Here is a 20,321-nt window from a genome sequence, read left to right as displayed (position 1 = left end):
GTGAGTAGTCAACTACTATTAACTTTTCTAGTCTCTGTAATTCCTCCTATTTTTAATTTAGCCCAAACATCACCATCTCAACTGTGTCCTACTCCAGTTTTATCTCGTCTGCAGCGTCATCAAGTTACCTCAGGAGAAAGCCTATATAGTATTGCCCGAAATTATAATTTAATTCCCGAAACTCTAGTCAGACTTAATCCGAATCTAAAGAGAAAGTCAGTTCTGGTTGGGCAGAAAATTCTAATTCCTCCGTTTAATGGAATTAGAGTAGAAGTTCCTAATGGAGGGACTTGGAGGGATTTAGCTACAGCTTATGGTATTCGTGCTGATGTACTTTTTGAAATTAATGGTTGTGTTCAAAATCCTACTGTAGTATACATTCCTGGGGTCAATTGGCAAATTGGAGAAAAGACTAGGCGAAAAGACTATATGGGACTTGATAAATATCCCTTACTTTCCGTCGCTAGGGTAGGGTTAACCTATGGATGGCACCGTGATCCAACAACAAGACAGTCTTTTTTTCATGGAGGAGTAGATTTGTTGGCTCAGGTAGGAACTTTAGTCCTGGCTGCCGATACCGGGAGAGTAATATTTGCAGCTCAAGAAGGAACATACGGCTTTTTAATAGTAATAGACCATGGTGATGGCAGACAGACTCGTTATGCTCATTTAAATCGGTTTCAGGTAAAGATAGGTCAGACAGTTAAAGGAGGAGATATAGTAGGATATGTGGGAAAAACAGGGCAGCCAGATTTATTAGAATCTCATCTACATTTTGAAGTTCGTTATAAGTTTCCTGTAGGTTGGGTTGCTCAAGATCCAATGACTCATTTACCAAAACTTTAAGGTATATTCGTCACAAAAAGTTTTCAATGAAGGTAGAGAATCGCTTTTTCGTCTTCTAATAGTACTTGAGGTCGTCTCCAAACGCTTAGCCAAATCTACTTGGCTCAAAGATAATTCAGGGGGTATCTTAGCAGATTCCTCCTCGCTTAATGAATGTTCCGAGAGTGTCTGAGCAATTGTTTTCAGCTCCAAATTAGCAAATGTCTCCGTGGCGGATTGGCTTAATTTTTGTCGTTCTTCTTCAAGTTCAGCTAGTTGAGAAAAAACCCTTACTGCTGTGTCAGAAAGTTCATATTGCTTAGTTTTAGAAGTCTTTAATATAATATCAGAGTCAATGCTGTTAGCTATGGGGTCAATATATTCTGACTTTTCAATTAAAAGTTCAGGCTCACTGTCGTCAAAAATATTAACTAGAGTACTAACGGTAATGAAGTAATAAACCCTATTTTTATCGGGTAATTCTTTGCAATAAGCCCCGTATTCATGAGCTTTTTTGACAAGAAATCGGTTGGAATTTCTAGCAGAGAGATTAGCTTTTAAGGACAAATCCATTGGAGTGAGGCATCCCTGGTTTATTTGTAGCAACTCATTAAAAATTGGGTTAATCTCAAAACACCACTGTTGCCATCGGTAATTATTCCAAGCTTTCCAGAGGATAGTTAAACTCACGACCTCTAAAATCCATAGCCAAGGTTTATACAAAAAAACGATCCCTGTCGTTAGAGGAAGGACAAGAATGAGAAAGACGGCTGGATTGCCATTAAATACTTTTCCAGTCATAATTTCTGGTTATAAATCGAAGTGCATGACAAAGCTAATATCATTAAGGACATCAAGTCCTGTCAATATTTAAGATCTAAATGTCGTCAGAATGTATTCTAAACTCGTCGAATAGCTTAATAAGAGAATAAATAAAATAACTATCTCAAAGTAGTTAGGAATCAATATTGTCAAGGAACATAATGTGTCATAAATAAACTTTCGAAACTGGGGATTAAGCAGACGAATAGTTTTACTTTTAGATAGTTATTTTTTGGTAAAAGATTAAATATCTTAAGACTAAAAAAAATGATTTAACTCACACTCATTGGAATAATAGACTTTATAAATAAAAATACACTACAAAATCTACGATTATATTTAGAAATACAACTAAAAGTGTGGACAGTTAACTTTATTAACTTTATTGTTGTCATTTTGATTACCTATAATAAATTGTTTATAGTTAAACATGAGAATATAAATTTACTTCAAAACCCTCATTATTTTTAATATACAAGATTATCTTTATTGTCAAAAAAATTATTAATATATATAAAAAAACTTTAATTAAAGTAATTATCTAATAATAGAAATATTAAAAGTAACAGTATAACAAGTAGTTTTAATGTTCAAAACAGTTTATATTTTAAATTGAATGCCAATATATAAGTAAAATAAAACTTATAAGGTTTAGCAGTAAAATAGTACGTTTGATACAAAATCTTAATTGAGGATCATTACAAAAAATACTTCGTGATTATGAACTTAATAGAGAAAAATTTATTAACTTCTTTAATTGAGCGTTAAAAGATAATTGTTTTTGTTTTTTGCTTCATTCTCCAAAACTATTATTAACTTTAGATTTGAAGGTGATTGTTTAGGTTTAGTTTTGTTAAACTAATCTCTAAAATTAGAAATCTTTTTTACAGCTTCGCGTAGTGACTTTAGCTCATATTTTATGTTTACTTTTACATAAAAGTGAATCTTTGTATGTAGTCGAAGCACCATACTACAGTTAACAAATGGGTATAAAATTATTTTAATTTCCAATAAATCTTTATTTCTTAATCAAATTTTATGATTAACATTATTTTTTACATGTTGCATTGATTTTCAACAACAGATAAAAGACTTTTAAATAACCCCTCTCATATCGGAAAAGGGGCTATGGAAACTATAGGATAGTGATTATTATTTAACAGTAGTTAACGTTTTTTCCTCAACCGTAACGGGATTAGGGTTTATCTCAGGACTATTTGCTTCAGATGGAGGAAATACCTGCCAGAATTTACTCACATAATCCTCCCAATTATTGAGGATCATTTGTCCTTTTTGGCTACCTGTGCGGTCAACATGAGATTGAATTAACTCTTTTAGCTGAAATTCCCCGGATTTAGTGCAAATCCTTTGAATTTCTACAGTTTCAAGGTTCACTTTTTCGGGGAAGTTTTCTTCTTCATCCAAGAAGTAACCTATTCCTCCAGTCATTCCTGCACTTACGTTGCGTCCAATGGTTCCTAAGACTACGATCACACCTCCCGTCATATACTCGCAGCAATGATCACCAGCACCTTCAATAACTGCTTTGCTCAGGGAGTTGCGCACTCCAAATCGTTCACCTGCACGACCATTAGCATATAAAAAACCACCTGTTGAGCCGTAAAGGCAAGTATTACCGATAATAACGTTATCTTCTGGCTTATAGCTACTTTCTTTGTGTGGAACAATCACAATTTCTCCTCCGTGCATTCCTTTACCAACATAATCGTTGGCTTCCCCTTCAAGGTGCAAAATCATGCCAGGAAGGTTAAATGCTCCAAAACTTTGACCAGATGCCCCTTTGAAGTTGAGGTTTAATTTTCCTTTAAATCCGGTATTTCCATACTTCTTAGCAATTACCCCAGAAATACGCGCTCCAACCGTGCGGTCGGTATTGACAATCTTGATATTTTTTGTAACGGAACGGTGTTCATCAATCGAAGAGGCGATCTCCGTATCAGCTAAAATGCGATCATCTAACACCTCTCCATTACTGTGAACTGCTTCATGGTTTAACCAACGGCGATCTTCTTTTACGTTAGGAAGTTTAACTAAGCAATCGAGATTTAAGGCTTGGGTTTTGGTTAATTTTGGTGTTTTACGAGAAACTAAAAGATCGGAACGTCCAATCACTTCATCTAAGGAACGATAACCTAATTTCGCTAAAATTGCCCGTATTTCTTCAGCAATAAAATAAAAAAGACTGGTTACATTTTCAGGAACTCCACTAAACCGTTTACGCAACTTTTCCTCTTGAGTTGCAACCCCTACCGGACAGTTGTTGGTGTGACAAATACGGGCCATAATACAGCCCTCAGCGATAATAGCAATAGAGCCAAAACCGTATTGTTCAGCCCCCATTAACGCTGCCATTATTACATCCCATCCGGTTTTTAAACCTCCATCAGCACGTAAGATGACGCGATCACGCAATTGATTTTTTAACAACATACTATGAACTTCGGTAATCCCTAATTCCCAAGGACATCCCGCATGTTTAATGGAACTTAAGGGTGATGCCCCCGTTCCCCCATCATGTCCCGAAACTTGAATAACATCGGCGTTAGCTTTAGCAACACCTACTGCAATGGTTCCAATGCCAATTTCTGATACTAATTTCACTGAAACCTTAGCCATAGGGTTAATCTGATGCAAGTCAAATATTAACTGTGCTAAATCTTCAATGGAGTAAATATCATGGTGAGGAGGAGGAGAAATCAAGGTAACACCAGATTTAGCATGCCGTAACATGGCAATATAGGAACTGACCTTTTGCCCTGGTAATTGTCCTCCTTCTCCTGGTTTTGCGCCCTGGGCCATCTTAATTTCTAATTGCTTTCCATTCATCAAATATTCGGGAGTTACTCCGAAACGTCCTGATGCAATCTGTTTAATAGCAGAACTTGCTGTATCTCCATTTTTTAGTCCATTTAGGTGAGGAAATGTAGGGGAATTTCCATTAGCATCTACATCGGTGAAAGTGATAAAGCGGATGGGATCTTCTCCTCCTTCCCCAGAATTAGATGTTCCTCCTAAACGGTTCATAGCGATCGCTATAGTTTCATGTGCTTCCCGTGATAAAGCCCCTAAAGACATTCCCCCAATACAAAACCGTTTAACAATGGCTTCAACTGTTTCCACTTCTTCAACAGAAATAGAAGGACGATCACTATTAAATTCCAATAAATCTCGCAAGGCAGTAATTGGACGTTCTTCAAGATATTTACTATACATCGCATAATGATCATAACCCTTTTTATTCCCGCCATTTATCCCTTCTTTGTAAACTGCTACTGCTTTATGAAGAAATTTAGCCATTTCGGGGGAATTCATATGGTATTCTCCTCCTCGACGGTAGTTAATAAAACCGAAGTTTTTCAGTTTTTTATCAGTTAGATTAGGGAAGGCACGACTATGAATGGCGATAATTTCCTCAGCTAATTCTATAATACTTAAGCCACCAACACGGCTAGTGGTTCCGTCAAAGGACATTTTAATTAGTTCAGAGCTTAGACCGATCGCTTCAAAAGTTTGTGCCCCATGATAGGAAGCCAATAAGGAAATTCCCATTTTAGAGATTATTTTCAATAATCCTAATTCAACTGCATGGCGGTAGTTGGCAAATGCTTCGTCAAGAGTAATAGGTTCAATTTTTCCATTTCCCATTAATTTCTGAGTTTTGGTATCATTCCACCATTGACGGATAGTTTCGAGGGTTAAATAAGGGCAAACTGCTGATGCGCCATAACCTACTAAACAAGCAAAATGATGGGTACTCCAACATTGTGCCGTATCTATCACTAAGGAAGTTTGTAGACGTAACCCATGTTTAATTAAATGATGATGAATAGTTCCTACAGCTAATAAGGGAGGAATATAACTGGTGATTTCCGTAACACTGCCCATTTCCGAAGCACGATCACTTAAAATAATAATTTTTGAACCGTCTCTAACCGCTTGGATGGCTTCGTAACACAACCTATCTAAGCTAGTTTTAAGTCCTCCAGGACCGGCAGTTAGATCAAATAAGGTAGATAGTTGCGTTACCTTAAATTGAGAAGATTTGATCTGCTTTAATTCCGTCTCATTGAGTAAAGGACTTTCAATTTTTAACAGTTTTGCATCTTCTGCCTTAGGATCTAATAAATTTCCCCGTTCTCCTAATAACATTTCCAAAGACATTACCAAACTTTCCCATAACGAATCAATAGGAGGATTAGTCACTTGGGCAAACCGTTGTTTAAAGTAGTCGTAGAGTAGATGAGGTTTATTTGAAAGAACGGCTAATGGAATGTCATCTCCCATACAGAATATAGGTTCCTTTCCTTGAGTTACCATGGGAACCACGATCATTTCTACATCTTCGGCTGTATATCCAAAAGCAGTTTGTTGTTGCAAAAGTTGACCAGGTTGATCGAGAAGAATGTTTTTTGAGAAGGGTTGAGAAGTCACTTCTCGACGATAAGTATGCAACCATTCCCGGTAAGGATGCTGTCTGGAAATACGTTTCTTGATATCCCAATTTTTAAGAATTTCATTAGACTCTAAGTCGACGGCAATAGTTTGTCCAGGACCTAATCTTCCTTTTTCTACAATGTATTCTTCTGGTAAATCAACAACTCCTGCCTCAGAACCAACTACCAAATAATCATCTTTGGTAATGCAATAACGAGCAGGACGTAAACCGTTACGATCTAAACAAGCTCCTACTATTTTGCCATCACTGAATGTAAGTAAGGCTGGACCATCCCAAGGTTCTTGAAACCCACTATAATATTGATAAAAACCAATTATTTCGGGATAATCTTTTAAATTAGGTTGATTTTGATAAGCTTCAGGCACTAGGATCATCGCCGCTTCGAGGGGACTACGACCAGTACGGACCAATAATTCTAAAACACTATCAAGGTTGCAGGAGTCACTGTTGTCATTATTAACAATGGGAGTTAACGCCTCTAGCTCTTCAGAAGTCCATCCTGGAATTCTTAAATGAACTTCTCTGGCTGCCATAGAGTTGATATTCCCAATAAGGGTATTAATTTCTCCATTGTGACCCAACAAACGCATAGGTTGTGCCAAAGACCACTTTGGCATGGTATTAGTACTAAAGCGACGATGGTATAGAGCAAATCTACTATTATAGTTAGGGTTTTTTAAATCTTCATAGAATTCTCCTAAAATCGTGCTACGAACCATTCCTTTATAGACAAGAGTACGACAACTAAAAGAACAAACATAAAAGTCCTCTGCCAGTTTCTTCCCAATCCCTGACCGTACTATGTATAGTATTCTATCTAATGCATCTCCCGATAACCCGGCTGGAGAAGCCACCATTATCTGTTCGATATGGGGTTGATTTTGTTTAGCCTGAACTCCTAAAACCTCAGGTTTAACCGGAACTTCTCGCCACCCCAATACTTTTAAGTTAGCCGCGGATACTACTGTCTCAATATAAGCACGATTTGCTTTCCTTTTAATTTTATTCTGGGGTAGAAAGACCATTCCGACCCCTAATTGTTCAACAGGTGGCATAGTTAAACCTTGACTTGTAAACCAAGGAACTAATACCTCACGGGGAATCTCTGTCATGACTCCCGAACCGTCTCCTGAGTCATTATCCGCACTACAGCCCCCCCGATGTTCTATACAGCCTAAGGCAACAATTGCCTGTTCAATAAGTTTATGGCTTCCTTCTCCTTTGACATCAGCAATAAAACCAACCCCACATGCATCTCTTTCTTCCACTAGCCATTTTTGACCACAATACGGGGGCAATGGTTGATGAGTTGACGGGAAAAGGTGGTTGGTCTTTTTCATAGGGCTACGCTTATACATATAAGTTGAAAATACGAAAATACGTATGGTGTTTAAAACTGCAAACCCCTTCGCTAAAGCTGGTTTAGCGAAGAGCTCACCAAACCATCATGTTTAGGATGTTGTTAACAACAATTAGTGACAACGGAACAAAACAGATAACCTTCCTACACTTCTAGTTGTAGAGGTATTCAAAGATCCTTGACCTCTATGCTATCGAATCTTAGCCATGACAATGCAATCTGTTAATGATAATTTAGCTTATCCAGATTCTAGAAGGACCTAGATTACTAACTTAAATTTTCGATATTTGCTTGAAATAAAAGTAAAATTGCAACGATAAAGCTAATTCCTAGGAGATGCAACATTTGTTTCTGTCAGTGCGTCGAGTGGAGAAGAAAAAATACATCAATCACTGAAGATGCCTAATGATTAGTAGAAATTCTAAATAAACTTCGAAACTTTTAACTTTAATGCTTTCCCACTTAAATCCTTGAGGGAAATACAATCTATTTATTTTTCTCTAAGACGTAAACATTAGAATACTTATGAAACTCACACTTCTGAGCAAAACAGCTGCCATCATCGCCTTTTGCTTCATTGGTTTTACGCCTTATATTCCTAGTAACGCTTCAACTTTCGAGCAACAAGAAGTTAATCAAGACGACCTTATCGCTATTGCTAGACCCTATGGTGATAATAAATACGACTTGCTAGTCATACATCAAATTCCTGGTCAGCAAAAATGTTGGAGTGAAAGTGGAACTAATCCGGTTTTAGTTAATCCATTGCTCCTTGACTTTGATTTTACAGGAAGTTGTGAACGTAGTACAGATAGCAACGGCTATTCTATTCGCATTGATGGACAAGATTATGGACTAGATTATCTCCTACGTATTATAGAACACGATGGAGAGCTGATACTCGTCGGAACCCATCGTGATGATCTTAATCAATCCGAAATTATTGTCGGAAGAAGTAACGGAATAGCTAATGGGTTTATACGACTTGAGCTTAATCCTGGTTGGAGATTCACAAAACGGACCTATAACGGTAGAGTATTAAGTCATATATATCTTACAGGGAATAGTTCAGCTATAGAAGAACGATCTCCTTTGATGGCTACTAATTCCTTTAGGACCAGACAGAACGCTCAAGATAGTAAACCTATACGAGAGATGACTTTTACGGCAGACAATCAACCCGACAGTCGAGCCTCAGCTGCCTTGAAACCCTTATCCTCAGTATCTGTTTCTCTTACAACTACCCTATCTCCACCCTCTCAACCTCGTTCATTGTCTACTATTACTGAACCTTTACCTAATTTCTCTGACTTACCCCCCCTAGCACCACCTCCTCAAAATAACAGTAACTCTATAGTTCCACCTCCTCAATCCTCAACTAACACTAATTCAGGACGTAAAAGGTTACCTGATGTAGTAGGTTCTTTGTCTAGTATCTCTCTTGAAAGATACCGTGTGATTGTTGCTACTAACACTAATTATCAAAAAGTTAAAGTGCGATCACTCTATCCTGAAGCGTTTCCCACATCTCATAACGGGAAGTCCGTCTGGCAAGTAGGACTATTTAATGATCGTGATAATGCGGAGGAAGTCCATCGAACTTTAGAAAATGCTGGGCTAAAATCAACTATTATTCCTTAAATGTAAAATTATAGTCATCATTGGGCTAGGAAAGCTCATCCAATTCTTTTACCTAAACTTTATTTTTACTTAATCACTTAACCCAATTGACATTAATATAATAGGAGACGTAAGTTAATATTTAGAGGGTATTAGACTATTATATACACTCCGCCTCTTGCACGTTTGATTGAGCAATTACGACATTTACCAGGAGTTGGACCCAAAACTGCCCAAAGACTTGCCTTGCATATTCTCAAACGCCCAGAAACGGAAATTAGAACCTTAGCCAATGCTTTAATTGAAGCAAAAGAGAAAGTTGGACTATGTCAAGTTTGTTTTCATATTTCTGCGGACCCTATCTGCGAAATTTGTCGTAATCCTCACCGAGATTTCCAAGTCATCTGTGTGACGGCTGATTCTTGTGATGTGATTGCCTTAGAAAAAACTAGAGAATATAAAGGTAAATATCATGTTTTAGGGGGTGTTATATCTCCAATGGATGGTATTGGACCTGAACAATTATACATTCAACCCCTCGTTAGACGAGTTAGCCAAGATAAAGTGAAGGAAGTGATTATAGCTCTTAGTCCTACCGTGGAAGGAGAAACTACCACTCTCTATGTTGGTCAACTCCTCAAACCTTTTACAAAAGTTACGCGGATTGCCTTTGGATTGCCGATAGGAGGGGACTTAGAATACGCTGATGAAATGACTTTAACACGGGCCTTAGAAGGACGACAGGAATTTAAATAATTGGTAATTGTTTCTTTTCCATCAATAATAAGTGCATAAACTAAATTGAGCTATTTTTTATTTATTTTTGTATTTTAGTTACATAAGATTTTTTTATTGTTGGTTTAAAAACCCCATAGATATACAATCATCTACTACCTTGGCTTACTATAGCAGTTGTTTTTTTCTTAAAATAATTGAAGACTTTTATTTTTAATAATTCTAATATTACTCTAAATTTATAAAGAAAATATATATCTACTTAAGTTTTCTAATCTCTTCTTTTTAAGATTTTCTTGTTAAAAAGACTTTGTTTTTTAAAGTTTTTATATCGGACTTTGACAAAAATATCTTATCCTTTATTATGCCATTTTTTATTCTTATTTTTCTTGAAATATTCTATTTTTCGAAGACTTTCTTACTGCAAGCGTAATTTATACTTATAGCTGGTGCAATCTTTTTAAGAGTTGATCCTTTGAATATTTTTGAAAAAAATTATTATTTTTACTTTCTATGTGCATTTTGAGTTTAAATAGACTAATATGTAAAAGAACATTAAATTTTCTAATTATATTTTTATCTAGATTATTGTTGTATTTTTGTAAGTTAATTTTTATAATTAAATTCAGTACTTTTCTACTAAATAAGAAGTTTATACAAAAAAGAATAAGCCTAAGAAGTTAATTTACAAAAATAAGTAATTAATTTTAAATAAGTATTTAAAATTAATTAAATTTAGAGATTAAATTGATTTAAATAAAATTCATATAAATTTAATGCATACTTGTTGTCGGTAGTTTATTTAAGAATAGTTTCGTTAAACTATCTTGGCAAATAATATAGTTTTATCCTATAAAACTAAAATTATTATAAGTTTTTATTTAAAATATTTTCCACACTATTAGATTTAATATTTTCTTTTTTTTACCATAGATAATTACTTAATAAAAGTTTTACTTAGGCTGAATTTATTGGAAATAATTTTGGAATTATGAGTCAAATTTTATGGTATTTACTCATTGAAGTAAGTTAGCCTAATTTGAGGTTGACTGATATCTCAAAGTAGCTCGTTTTTAACTATTTTTTATAGTACACTTATTTAAGTTTCCTTAGATAATAGCCTTTGCTTGAAACTGTTTAATGTCAATTACTCAGAACTATAAATATCTCTTGCTGAAGCTTTCAAACGAATGCTTAAACGCTGCAGTAATATTATTCATGTTAATCAGACTAACAATCACATATTTGATGGAGCTCTTAGTTGCGCTCTGAATTCGCATTATAACTAGCTAAGTTAGTAAAGTTACCCAAAAGTCTAATGTGGCTCTACGATATTTACAGAGTGATATTAATCATATACCAAAAGAAATATCTATTACGGTTATTATTCTAAATACCTAAGTTAAAACACGATGATGTCAACAACCATCTAAAATTGAACTTACATTTGAGAAAAATATCGCTGAGGTTAATGATTACCCTAGGATCTTCGTTTTTTCATGTCATCAGTTTAATCAGAATCTTCTCAAATTTTTTATTTAAAGAGATCGATAAATATTATTTTAAATTCCGATTTTTGTTAGGGACCAAGAGCTGTTGACCCCTAACAATCTTATTGAGCAATAGGTTGTTTATGCTGTTCTTTAACTAGAAATTTTTCCAATTCCGTCAACGCATCAGCATCAACTTTCGTTTGCATAGGACAAAATTTAGGTCCACACATTGAACAAAACTCCGCTGTTTTGTAGATATTTGCGGGTAAGGTTTCGTCGTGGTATTCCTTAGCACGATCAGGATCTAGAGACAATTCAAACTGACGATTCCAGTCGAAATTATAACGAGCTTTTGACAGTTCATCATCGCGATCTCTTGCCCCTGGACGGTGACGAGCAATGTCGGCTGCATGAGCAGCGATTTTGTAAGCAATTAACCCGTTACGAACATCTTCTGCATCAGGTAATCCTAAATGTTCTTTGGGAGTAACATAACATAACATTGCTGTACCATACCAACCAGCCATAGCAGCCCCAATTGCTGAAGTAATATGGTCGTAGCCTGGGGCAATATCGCTTACTAATGGTCCTAAAACATAGAAAGGTGCTTCGCTACACTCTTCTATTTGTTTTTTCACATTCAACTCAATTTGGTCCATAGGAACATGGCCCGGACCTTCTACCATCACTTGGACATTGTGTTCCCAAGCAAGATGGGTTAATTGCCCCAAAGTTTTCAATTCAGCAAATTGTGCCTCATCGGAAGCATCATGAATGCTGCCAGGACGTAAAGAATCTCCTAAACTAAAAGAAACATCGTATTTTTTAAAAATTTCGATAATTTGGTCGAAATGAGTATAAAGAGGATTTTGCTTATGATGGTGTAGCATCCACTTGGCAATGATACCGCCACCGCGAGAGACAATTCCTGTTAAACGATTTCTAACTAAAGGAAGATGTTCAATCAATAATCCTGCGTGAATCGTCATATAGTCCACACCCTGCTGAGCGTGTTTTTCAATGATATGCAGAAAATCATCGGGGGTAAGTTTTTCAATATTTCCATGAACGCTTTCCACTGCCTGGTAAATAGGAACAGTCCCGATAGGAACAGTAGATGCTTTAATAATAGCTTCACGGATGGTGTCTAGGTCTCCTCCCCCTGTAGACAGGTCCATTACAGTATCTGCACCGTATTTTACTGCTAGGTTGAGTTTAACTATCTCCTCGTCCACATTGGATGAGTTTGGAGATGCACCAAGATTAGCATTTACCTTGCATTTAGAGGCAATACCAATACACATCGGTTTGAGATTCGGGTGATTAATGTTGGCGGGAATAATCATCCGCCCCCGTGCAATTTCCTCTCGAATTAACTTAGGGGGAAGGTTTTCTCGCTTAGCTACATAGTCCATTTCCTCAGTAATCATACCTTGACGAGCATAATGCATCTGGGATACATTGCTGTGGTTATGACGCTTAGCAATCCATTGTGATCTCATACTTGTACCTTAAGAAACAGCTTCCCTACGTCGGCATTACCCGGTATTAGGTTCTAAGGGTCCCTCTCAGTCTGGTTAAAACAGACACCCCTAGCCTTGACACTCCACTGACTAAGTTAGAGTGGATTCTTGGGCTGAATCTTGCCTATAGCGGCATTGCCAGCTTTGGTCTTACAGTTTCATGTCTAGTCCGACTCCACTTTTTACAGTAAGCACTCTGATGGACTACTCCCCAAGCGTAAATTTGGATGTGTCCTACCCTATTTAATTTCTAATTTGATCTTGACCGTTTAGCCTTGTACGTTTAGCTTTTCTAGCGGTGATTATCAAAGATTAAGGTTGCGGAGCTAGGACATTAAACCAGTCTCTTCATCACCTTAAAAGTTATGTACTTGCAAACAGCTTAATATATCATACCTCAACTATTTGTTCTTTGGACCCACGATTTTCCAAGAAATGTCAATCTTAACATTACAGTTACTCCTAATTGATCGAGAGGGAGTTACGTGATAAAAAAAACAAAAAACAAGAGAGATAAATATAATTAAATTATTGTTTTATTTAAAAGTAAATTGTCAATAATTATCTAAATAAAAGTCTCTTAATAAGAATTACTTTTAAACCAAAATATGTTGTCTCTAGAAAGACAATATATTTTTCTATATCTATCGATAAAAACTTTATTTTTAGCTATTTTTAGAATTTTATCTCTTTCTTCCATTTCCGTAAAGTTTACAAAATTTTTATAAAGTTGTTCTCAATTAATTTACCATAGTATTGAAACTATCTGATTACTAAAATTAAAAATCAGATCCGTTTTTAGTTAATAAAAAACTACAACAAAAGGGACAACCAATAAGAGTTTTAACTTTGTCATATAAACTACCAGTTCTCTCAATCAGTTCCTTTCCTAAAAATTGAGTATAACTACTCAATGAAAATAAATCTGGTTTACAGTTATCGAGATTTACTCAATTTTTTATTTTTTATTTTTCTTTAAGCTATTATCTCAGTCAATAATCAAAGGCATTAAATAACGATTATTCAATCTTGCCTATAATCCAAATCTTTGTTTTTGGACCAAGCTAGTTCTGGCATAAAATAAAATCTACTATGGAGTTGAATCAAATTAAAAATAGAGTAAGCATAGGAATTAAAAACAAAACTTCAATAAGTACTAAGTTTGCTGTATTAACTCGAGAATAAGACATGATTTTACATTCAAGAAATTAGTGAACAAGAAGTAAACTTTGTCCTTTGATTTAAAACAGTCTTAGATTAATTGTCTTTTTTCCAGACTCGTAAAAGTCATTTAAACAATAAGGAATAGCTATGGAGTTCTTGTTCACTCAACTGGGGTGCTAGGATTCGAACCTAGGAATGGCGAGACCAAAACCCGCTGCCTTACCACTTGGCGACACCCCAACATTTATGCCTTTATAAGTATAACAGGGGTCGACGGGAATTTGTCAAGTTCTTTTTCAGAGCAGATAGATTAACCAAGGGATAGTACAGTTAACTTACTAAATTTTATTTGATATTTATCATCAAATAAAACGACAAAAGGAATATACACTACTTATACTACTGATAGCGTATATTCCTTTTTTTCACTACGTCATAAATATTTCACTCCACTATAATGTGGTACGTCTCGGTAGCTTAGCTAGCCAGCAGAAACTCTGAGATTTGAAGGGTTTCCCATATCCCCTTCCAGAATAACTCCTCGTCCATTGGCGGCTAAATGACGTACAATTTTGTAGACTTCTTCGACTGCATCAGGAAACCCTGCTTTCGTTGCTAACGTGGCTATATCTAAAGTTCCAACAGAATCCTTAATCGCCTTTTGAACTTCAGCTTGTAAAGATAAAATAGAAGAAGCCATCTTCTTACCTGCTTCTACCCCAGGTTGATGATAGGCGTTAACATTAACTAACAAGCCATAAAAACTAACAGTACGTTCATACATCGCAATTAAAGCCCCAACAGTACGAGGATTCACTTGAGGAATGGTAATAGTTACCGAATCACGGTTATTCTCATATAATGCCTGTCTAGTTCCTTGTATGAACCCGGATAGATAGTCTCCAGAAGTGATTCCGGGATCTACCTCAATGGACGATCCTTGACGGTCCTCTAATACTTCAATAAAGGTGGCAAAGAAATTAGGAACTCCTTCACGCAATTGCTGAACATAAGCATGTTGATCTGTTGACCCTTTATTTCCATAGACTGCAATACCCTGATAGACTGTGTTGCCATTAAGGTCTTTTTCTTTTCCTAAAGACTCCATGACTAACTGCTGTAAATAGCGACTAAACAACAGCAAACTGTCTTTATAGGGAAGAATAACCATATCTTTTTCTCCCTTTCCATTGCCCGAATAATACCAAGCTAAGGCTAATAACGCTGAGGGATTAGTTTTAAGGTCTTTGACCCTAGTTGCTTCGTCCATTTCCTTAGCTCCGCTCAACATCTCTTGGATATTAATACCCTGCAATGCGGCGGGTAACAACCCTACGGCAGAAAGTTCGGAGGTTCGTCCGCCCACCCAATCTTGCATGGGAAAACGGGCTAACCAATCCCGGGCTATCTTATCCATTTTACTTCCTGGCATGGTAATGGCAACCGCATGAGGGGCAAAGGCTAAACCTTTAGCTTCGTAAGCGGCTTTGACTTCTAACATCCCGTTACGGGTTTCGGGAGTTCCCCCAGACTTAGTGGTTATCAGAACTAGAGTACTTTTGAGACGATCACCTAAACGAGTTAAGATGCGATCAATGCCTGCTGGATCATTATTATCAATAAAGTGAATGGATATAGGAGGAAAATCGGGGGATAATGCTTCAGCTACAAATTGGGGTCCTAAGGCTGATCCACCAATACCAATAGAGAGAACATCAGTGAATTTATCAGCGAGAGGAGGTTTAATAGTTCCATTATGAACTCTAGTTACGAAGTCTGCAATAGCTTTGAGAGGTTCAGTAATTTCTTTTCTAATGTTTTCATCGGGTGCTAATTCCGGAGCGCGTAGCCAATAGTGACCTACCATGCGGCCTTCGTCTGGATTGGCAATTGCCCCGGCTTCTAGAGCTTCCATATCCTGAAAGGCTTTCTCAAATTTAGGCTTGAGACTATCAACCAAGGCATCACTAAAGCGCATTCGGCTAATATCAAGATATAGTCCTAATTTTTGGTGATAATATAGCCAATTTTGATAACGTTGCCAGAGTTGTAGCTGATTCATAGGAAATACTGCACTATCAAAATAAGTTTTTGGAGATGAGTAAAGATCTCTCCAACGATCATAGATATAGATCCTAGGAATAAGGGGTTAAGATTTTATTATTTTTTCTAAAAAAATAATAATTTTGACAAGAATTTAGAATTGATTATAGGTTAAAATTTGAGACTATAAAAACAAAGGCTACTTTTATATCCCTTATTTTTGTAGTCTTATTCCCTAAGAGACAATACTAAATCTGTTTGTCAAAACCCACTCATGATCAAAAAAAATCTAGATAAATAAGAATGGCTAGAAAATTATTGAGCTCAGTATTGTAGTTCAACCTAACGATGAAAAGTACCTAAAAAGTAAAAACTATAATAATGCTCCTGCTGTAGAAATAAATTTTGCTTATATTAAGAAAATAGTTAAAAATATTAAAGATAAATACTTAAAATAAAAACCCCTTTTTTCAAGTAATAAACTACTTCAAAAAGTATTACACTAATTAATATTAATATCTGAGAATAGACAAATAAATATAGACAGAACTAGAAATAACATCTTAGATCGATCCCAAAAATATGTAAAAAAAGGTTAATAATAAATATATTTTTGTTGAAATATAATTTCAGTACATATAAGCAGACAGATTATTAAGTATAGAAAATATAATATTAGTATTATAAATAGATTTTAAAATTCAGTTAAATCTATTAAAAATACAAAATAAATATAGGGTTTTTAAAATCTATACTTGGATCAGAATTAATCGAAAATAAAATTATAATTTTATTTTTAAAAAGCTAGTTAGCATAGCAGGTAAAGGCTGTAAATATTCATATTTATATATTTTTTTATAATTAATATTTTAAAATATATATAAATGTCTAAATAGGTAAACTTCTTTGAAACAAAAATATTGTTAATAGATTAAAACGGAGGCTGATTGTATAGTAAAGAAAATTGATTTTTATAAATTACTAGATAATTTTTGTAAGCTTACTTTAGAAAACTGGATGTAACAGAAAGATAATAGACATTGGTAAATTATCTTTCTGTTAATAGTTAATGCGTATTTTAAGAAAATTAATTAAACAAAATAAAAAAAATAAAATTTAATTAATGATAATAGGATAAATTTTTTAGAAAAATATTTATATTATATTTGGTATAATATCAAGTCACATATTTTTTTATAAAAGATTTAAATATTCTATTAATTGAGACTTTTTGAGTTTGTATTATGAATGAACTAATATTCATAGCTTCTAACCCTTTATTTATTTTTTTGATTTTTAGTTAAAATTTTAATAAATAAATATTAAGTAGTAAAAATTTTATTTATCAGATAAAAAAGTGAGTTAAGGAATAAGCTAATTTTAAAATTAATATAGAGTTTTAATTTTTTTATTTAACTTATTTATAGAGAATCATACTATTTTTGATTAAATTTTCATAACAAGTTAAAGAGTGCTAACTTACCTGTTTATTACTTTATATGTTTAAAAATTTATTATATTTTTTACTATTCTATATTTTTTTCTCATTTTTTTAGCTTTATTTACTTAATTAAAGTTTTTTTATTGATTCAATTAGTTATATTTTTATATATTTAGAAATGAAAATTTTTTGACTTTATTCAAAAGCATAACTCCTCATTAATCAATTTTATTACGTAAAATATATACGCTATTATTTAAGACTAAGAAGATATTTTAATTGGAATATTTTTATTATTATCTACAAGTCTATATTGACATTTTCAATTTAGTTTAGTGGCTTTGAACCTCAACTGAATAAATATTATATTGTTATATCTTTATTTTCTTATTTGCTAATAGTAAAACATATGTTTTTGTCTTAAAATACAAACGACATTACCAAAAAATAACTTTTTATTATTTAATAATATTATTTTAATTAATTCACTTTTATCTTTTTTCATAAACTGTCAATCTCCAAGGAAATTATTCTATTTTTTGAGCAGTATTTTAGAGATTAATTTATAAAATTTTTAGTGGCAGTAGTTTGCAAGGTCAAGCTGGAGTAATAAAACTAAACAAACTTATTTAAACTGTTAAAACATCATGCACTGTAATCATCAATCTTTTGATGTGCCTTATACTAAATAAATTTATCCTAGCTTGTCATTGTGTTGAGTGTTCTCCACTTACTTCTTTAACTCTCAATACATCACTTTTATTGGAAATAAGAGTTAAGGTTTTAATGAAAGTAGTATAAATAATTAAAAATAATTTAGTTAGGATTTGTAATCCTCTTAATCTAAGAAGATAACCCAATTACCTTGATAAGAGGTATTGAATTAAATATTTAATACCTCTTATTTTATTCATAGCTTTTTCTTCAGGAGCAAAATTACTTAGTATTTCTACAACAAGTTTTGTTAAAAGTTTGACATTACAATATTCTTTATGATCCATCACAGTGTGAAATCCGTCAAAAATAGATTTAATCTAAACAGAAGAGCTAATTATTTAACTAAGATTTATACATAATTTTTTAAAAATAACGTTCTGCCCTTAAAGAATTAATTATTTTAATAATTAATTCTTATTTAAATATTTATAGTGTATTTGAATTTACTAGCAAGTACTAAAAAATATTATTCAATATTTTATTGAAACTAACAAATCAAGCATAATTAAAATTATATTAGTTATTTCAACAGTAAACTTTACTTTTGGTAGTTTACTTGTTTAGCAAATGTTCCTCAACAAAATTAGTGTATACTTCACCAGCTAAAAAAGCGGAAGTTTCTAAAATTCGTTGATGAAAATGAATAGTGGTAGGAATTCCTGTAATCGCACATTCTTTTAAAGCCCGTTTCATGCGTTTAATTGCCATTTCCCTATCAGGAGCCCAGACAATCAATTTACCAATTAAAGAGTCATAATAGGGAGAAATTTCATAATCTGTATAAACATGAGAATCCATCCGTACTCCAGGACCTCCGGGAGGAAGATATGCACTAATTTTACCGGGATGAGGACGAAAATTACAGTCAGGATCTTCAGCATTGATACGACACTCGATTGCGTGACCTTGAAATTTGATTTGATTTTGGGAAAAGCGGAGTTTTTCCCCTTGGGAAATACGAATTTGTTCAGCAATTAAATCCAACCCAGAGATCATTTCCGTCACAGGGTGTTCTACCTGAATGCGGGTGTTCATCTCCATAAAGTAAAAATTTCCCTGCTTATCCACCAAGAATTCTACCGTTCCCGCCCCTATATAATTAATACATTTTGCTACTTTAACAGCTACTTTTCCCATTTTTGTACGTAATTGAAAATTAAGAAAAGAACTAGGAGCTTCTTCAAGTAGTTTTTGATGACGACGCTGGATAGAACAATCTCTTTCTCCCAAGTGAACCACATTGCCATAACTATCAGCCAGGATTTGAAATTCAATGTGACGGGGTTGTTCAATCAATTTTTCTATGTATACTCCTCCATTGCCAAATGCTGCCTCAGCTTCTCCCTTAGCCCCTTGGAAAGCACGAGAAAATTCTTTATCTTCCCGAACTAAGCGCATTCCCCGTCCCCCGCCTCCAGCAGTGGCTTTTATGATGACAGGATAACCAATATCACGGGCGATAGCTAAGGCTTCTTGCTCCGTGTCAATCACTCCCCAACTCCCAGGAATCGTGGGAACTCCTGCCTTCTGCATAGTTTTTTTTGCGGTAGATTTATCTCCCATTGATCGGATAGCTTCAGGACTTGGTCCGATAAACTTTATTTTATGATCTGCACAAATTTCAGCAAATTTAGCATTTTCTGCTAAAAAACCATACCCTGGATGAATTGCAGTGGCATTGCGCGTGAGAGCAGCAGCAATAATATTAGGAATGTTGAGATAGCTTTTGCTACTCGATGGCGGACCGATACAAACACTTTCATCTGCAAGTTGGACGTGAAGTGCCTGGCGGTCTATAGTGGAATGAACAGCAACCGTGGCGATTCCTAGTTCCTCACAACTGTGTAAAATTCGTAAGGCGATCTCTCCGCGATTTGCAATTAAGATTTTAGAAAGTTGCATCGTTGAACTAGTGCATGAATATGAAACAGTCATACTTAGTAGAATATCTGGTTTTGTGCGCTAATTTCACTCAACCATACAACTAGCTAGTGTGTGCCACATGTTGTGTCTTAAATCAATTGACCCCTTTTGGCTATCACTAACGTTTGATAAAGAAAGTTATTAATTCTTAAAATAAGAACATAATCCTCTTTGTCTT

General features: G+C 34.6%; 8 protein-coding genes, 1 tRNA gene and 1 riboswitch. Of the genes, 3 read left to right on the top strand and 6 right to left on the bottom strand.

Going from position 1 to position 20,321, the window contains the following annotated elements; genetic code table 11:
* On the top strand, positions 1–846 hold the full coding sequence (locus tag ETSB_RS04475; RefSeq protein WP_044106562.1) for a peptidoglycan DD-metalloendopeptidase family protein: 846 nt from the start codon (positions 1–3) through the stop codon (positions 844–846).
* Here ETSB_RS04475 and ETSB_RS04470 read toward each other — a convergent pair.
* Both ETSB_RS04470 and gltB read right to left on the bottom strand, forming a co-directional pair.
* The gene (locus ETSB_RS04470; protein ID WP_044106561.1) at positions 832–1,626 is read right to left on the bottom strand and encodes a hypothetical protein; all 795 of its coding nucleotides are present in this window, start codon (positions 1,624–1,626) and stop codon (positions 832–834) included. The two genes, ETSB_RS04475 and ETSB_RS04470, sit on opposite strands and share 15 nt — an antisense overlap.
* 1,173 nt (positions 1,627–2,799) lie before the next feature.
* Positions 2,800–7,464, bottom strand: a complete 4,665-nt coding sequence (gene gltB / locus ETSB_RS04465) for a glutamate synthase large subunit (protein ID WP_044106559.1) — start codon at positions 7,462–7,464, stop codon at positions 2,800–2,802.
* Between the two features lie 545 nt (positions 7,465–8,009).
* On the opposite strand from gltB, the gene ETSB_RS04460 reads away from it, so the two are divergent.
* A complete protein-coding gene (locus ETSB_RS04460) occupies positions 8,010–9,125 on the top strand; it encodes a DUF3747 domain-containing protein (RefSeq protein WP_044106557.1) in 1,116 nt (371 codons plus the stop codon).
* A 141-nt stretch (positions 9,126–9,266) separates the two neighbouring features.
* On the top strand, positions 9,267–9,860 hold the full coding sequence (gene recR / locus ETSB_RS04455; RefSeq protein WP_044106555.1) for a recombination mediator RecR: 594 nt from the start codon (positions 9,267–9,269) through the stop codon (positions 9,858–9,860).
* A 1,591-nt stretch (positions 9,861–11,451) separates the two neighbouring features.
* On the opposite strand, the gene thiC is transcribed toward recR, so the two are convergent.
* The 4 genes from thiC to accC form a co-directional block, all read right to left on the bottom strand.
* On the bottom strand, positions 11,452–12,834 hold the full coding sequence (gene thiC / locus ETSB_RS04450; RefSeq protein ID WP_044106552.1) for a phosphomethylpyrimidine synthase ThiC: 1,383 nt from the start codon (positions 12,832–12,834) through the stop codon (positions 11,452–11,454).
* Between the two features lie 5 nt (positions 12,835–12,839).
* Positions 12,840–12,936, bottom strand: a riboswitch (TPP riboswitch).
* Between the two features lie 1,251 nt (positions 12,937–14,187).
* Positions 14,188–14,259, bottom strand: a tRNA-Gln gene (locus ETSB_RS04445).
* 241 nt (positions 14,260–14,500) lie between these two features.
* Complete coding sequence (locus ETSB_RS04440; protein WP_044106551.1) at positions 14,501–16,081, bottom strand: glucose-6-phosphate isomerase; 1,581 nt, start codon at positions 16,079–16,081, stop codon at positions 14,501–14,503.
* Between the two features lie 2,691 nt (positions 16,082–18,772).
* The gene (gene accC / locus ETSB_RS04435; protein WP_044106549.1) at positions 18,773–20,122 is read right to left on the bottom strand and encodes an acetyl-CoA carboxylase biotin carboxylase subunit; all 1,350 of its coding nucleotides are present in this window, start codon (positions 20,120–20,122) and stop codon (positions 18,773–18,775) included.
* Positions 20,123–20,321 lie beyond the last annotated feature (199 nt).

The organism is cyanobacterium endosymbiont of Epithemia turgida isolate EtSB Lake Yunoko (assembly GCF_000829235.1).
Classification (GTDB): Bacteria; Cyanobacteriota; Cyanobacteriia; order Cyanobacteriales; family Microcystaceae; genus Rippkaea.
The sequence above is the reverse complement of the archived record's forward strand: the minus strand, read 5'-3'. Positions and strand labels throughout refer to the sequence as shown.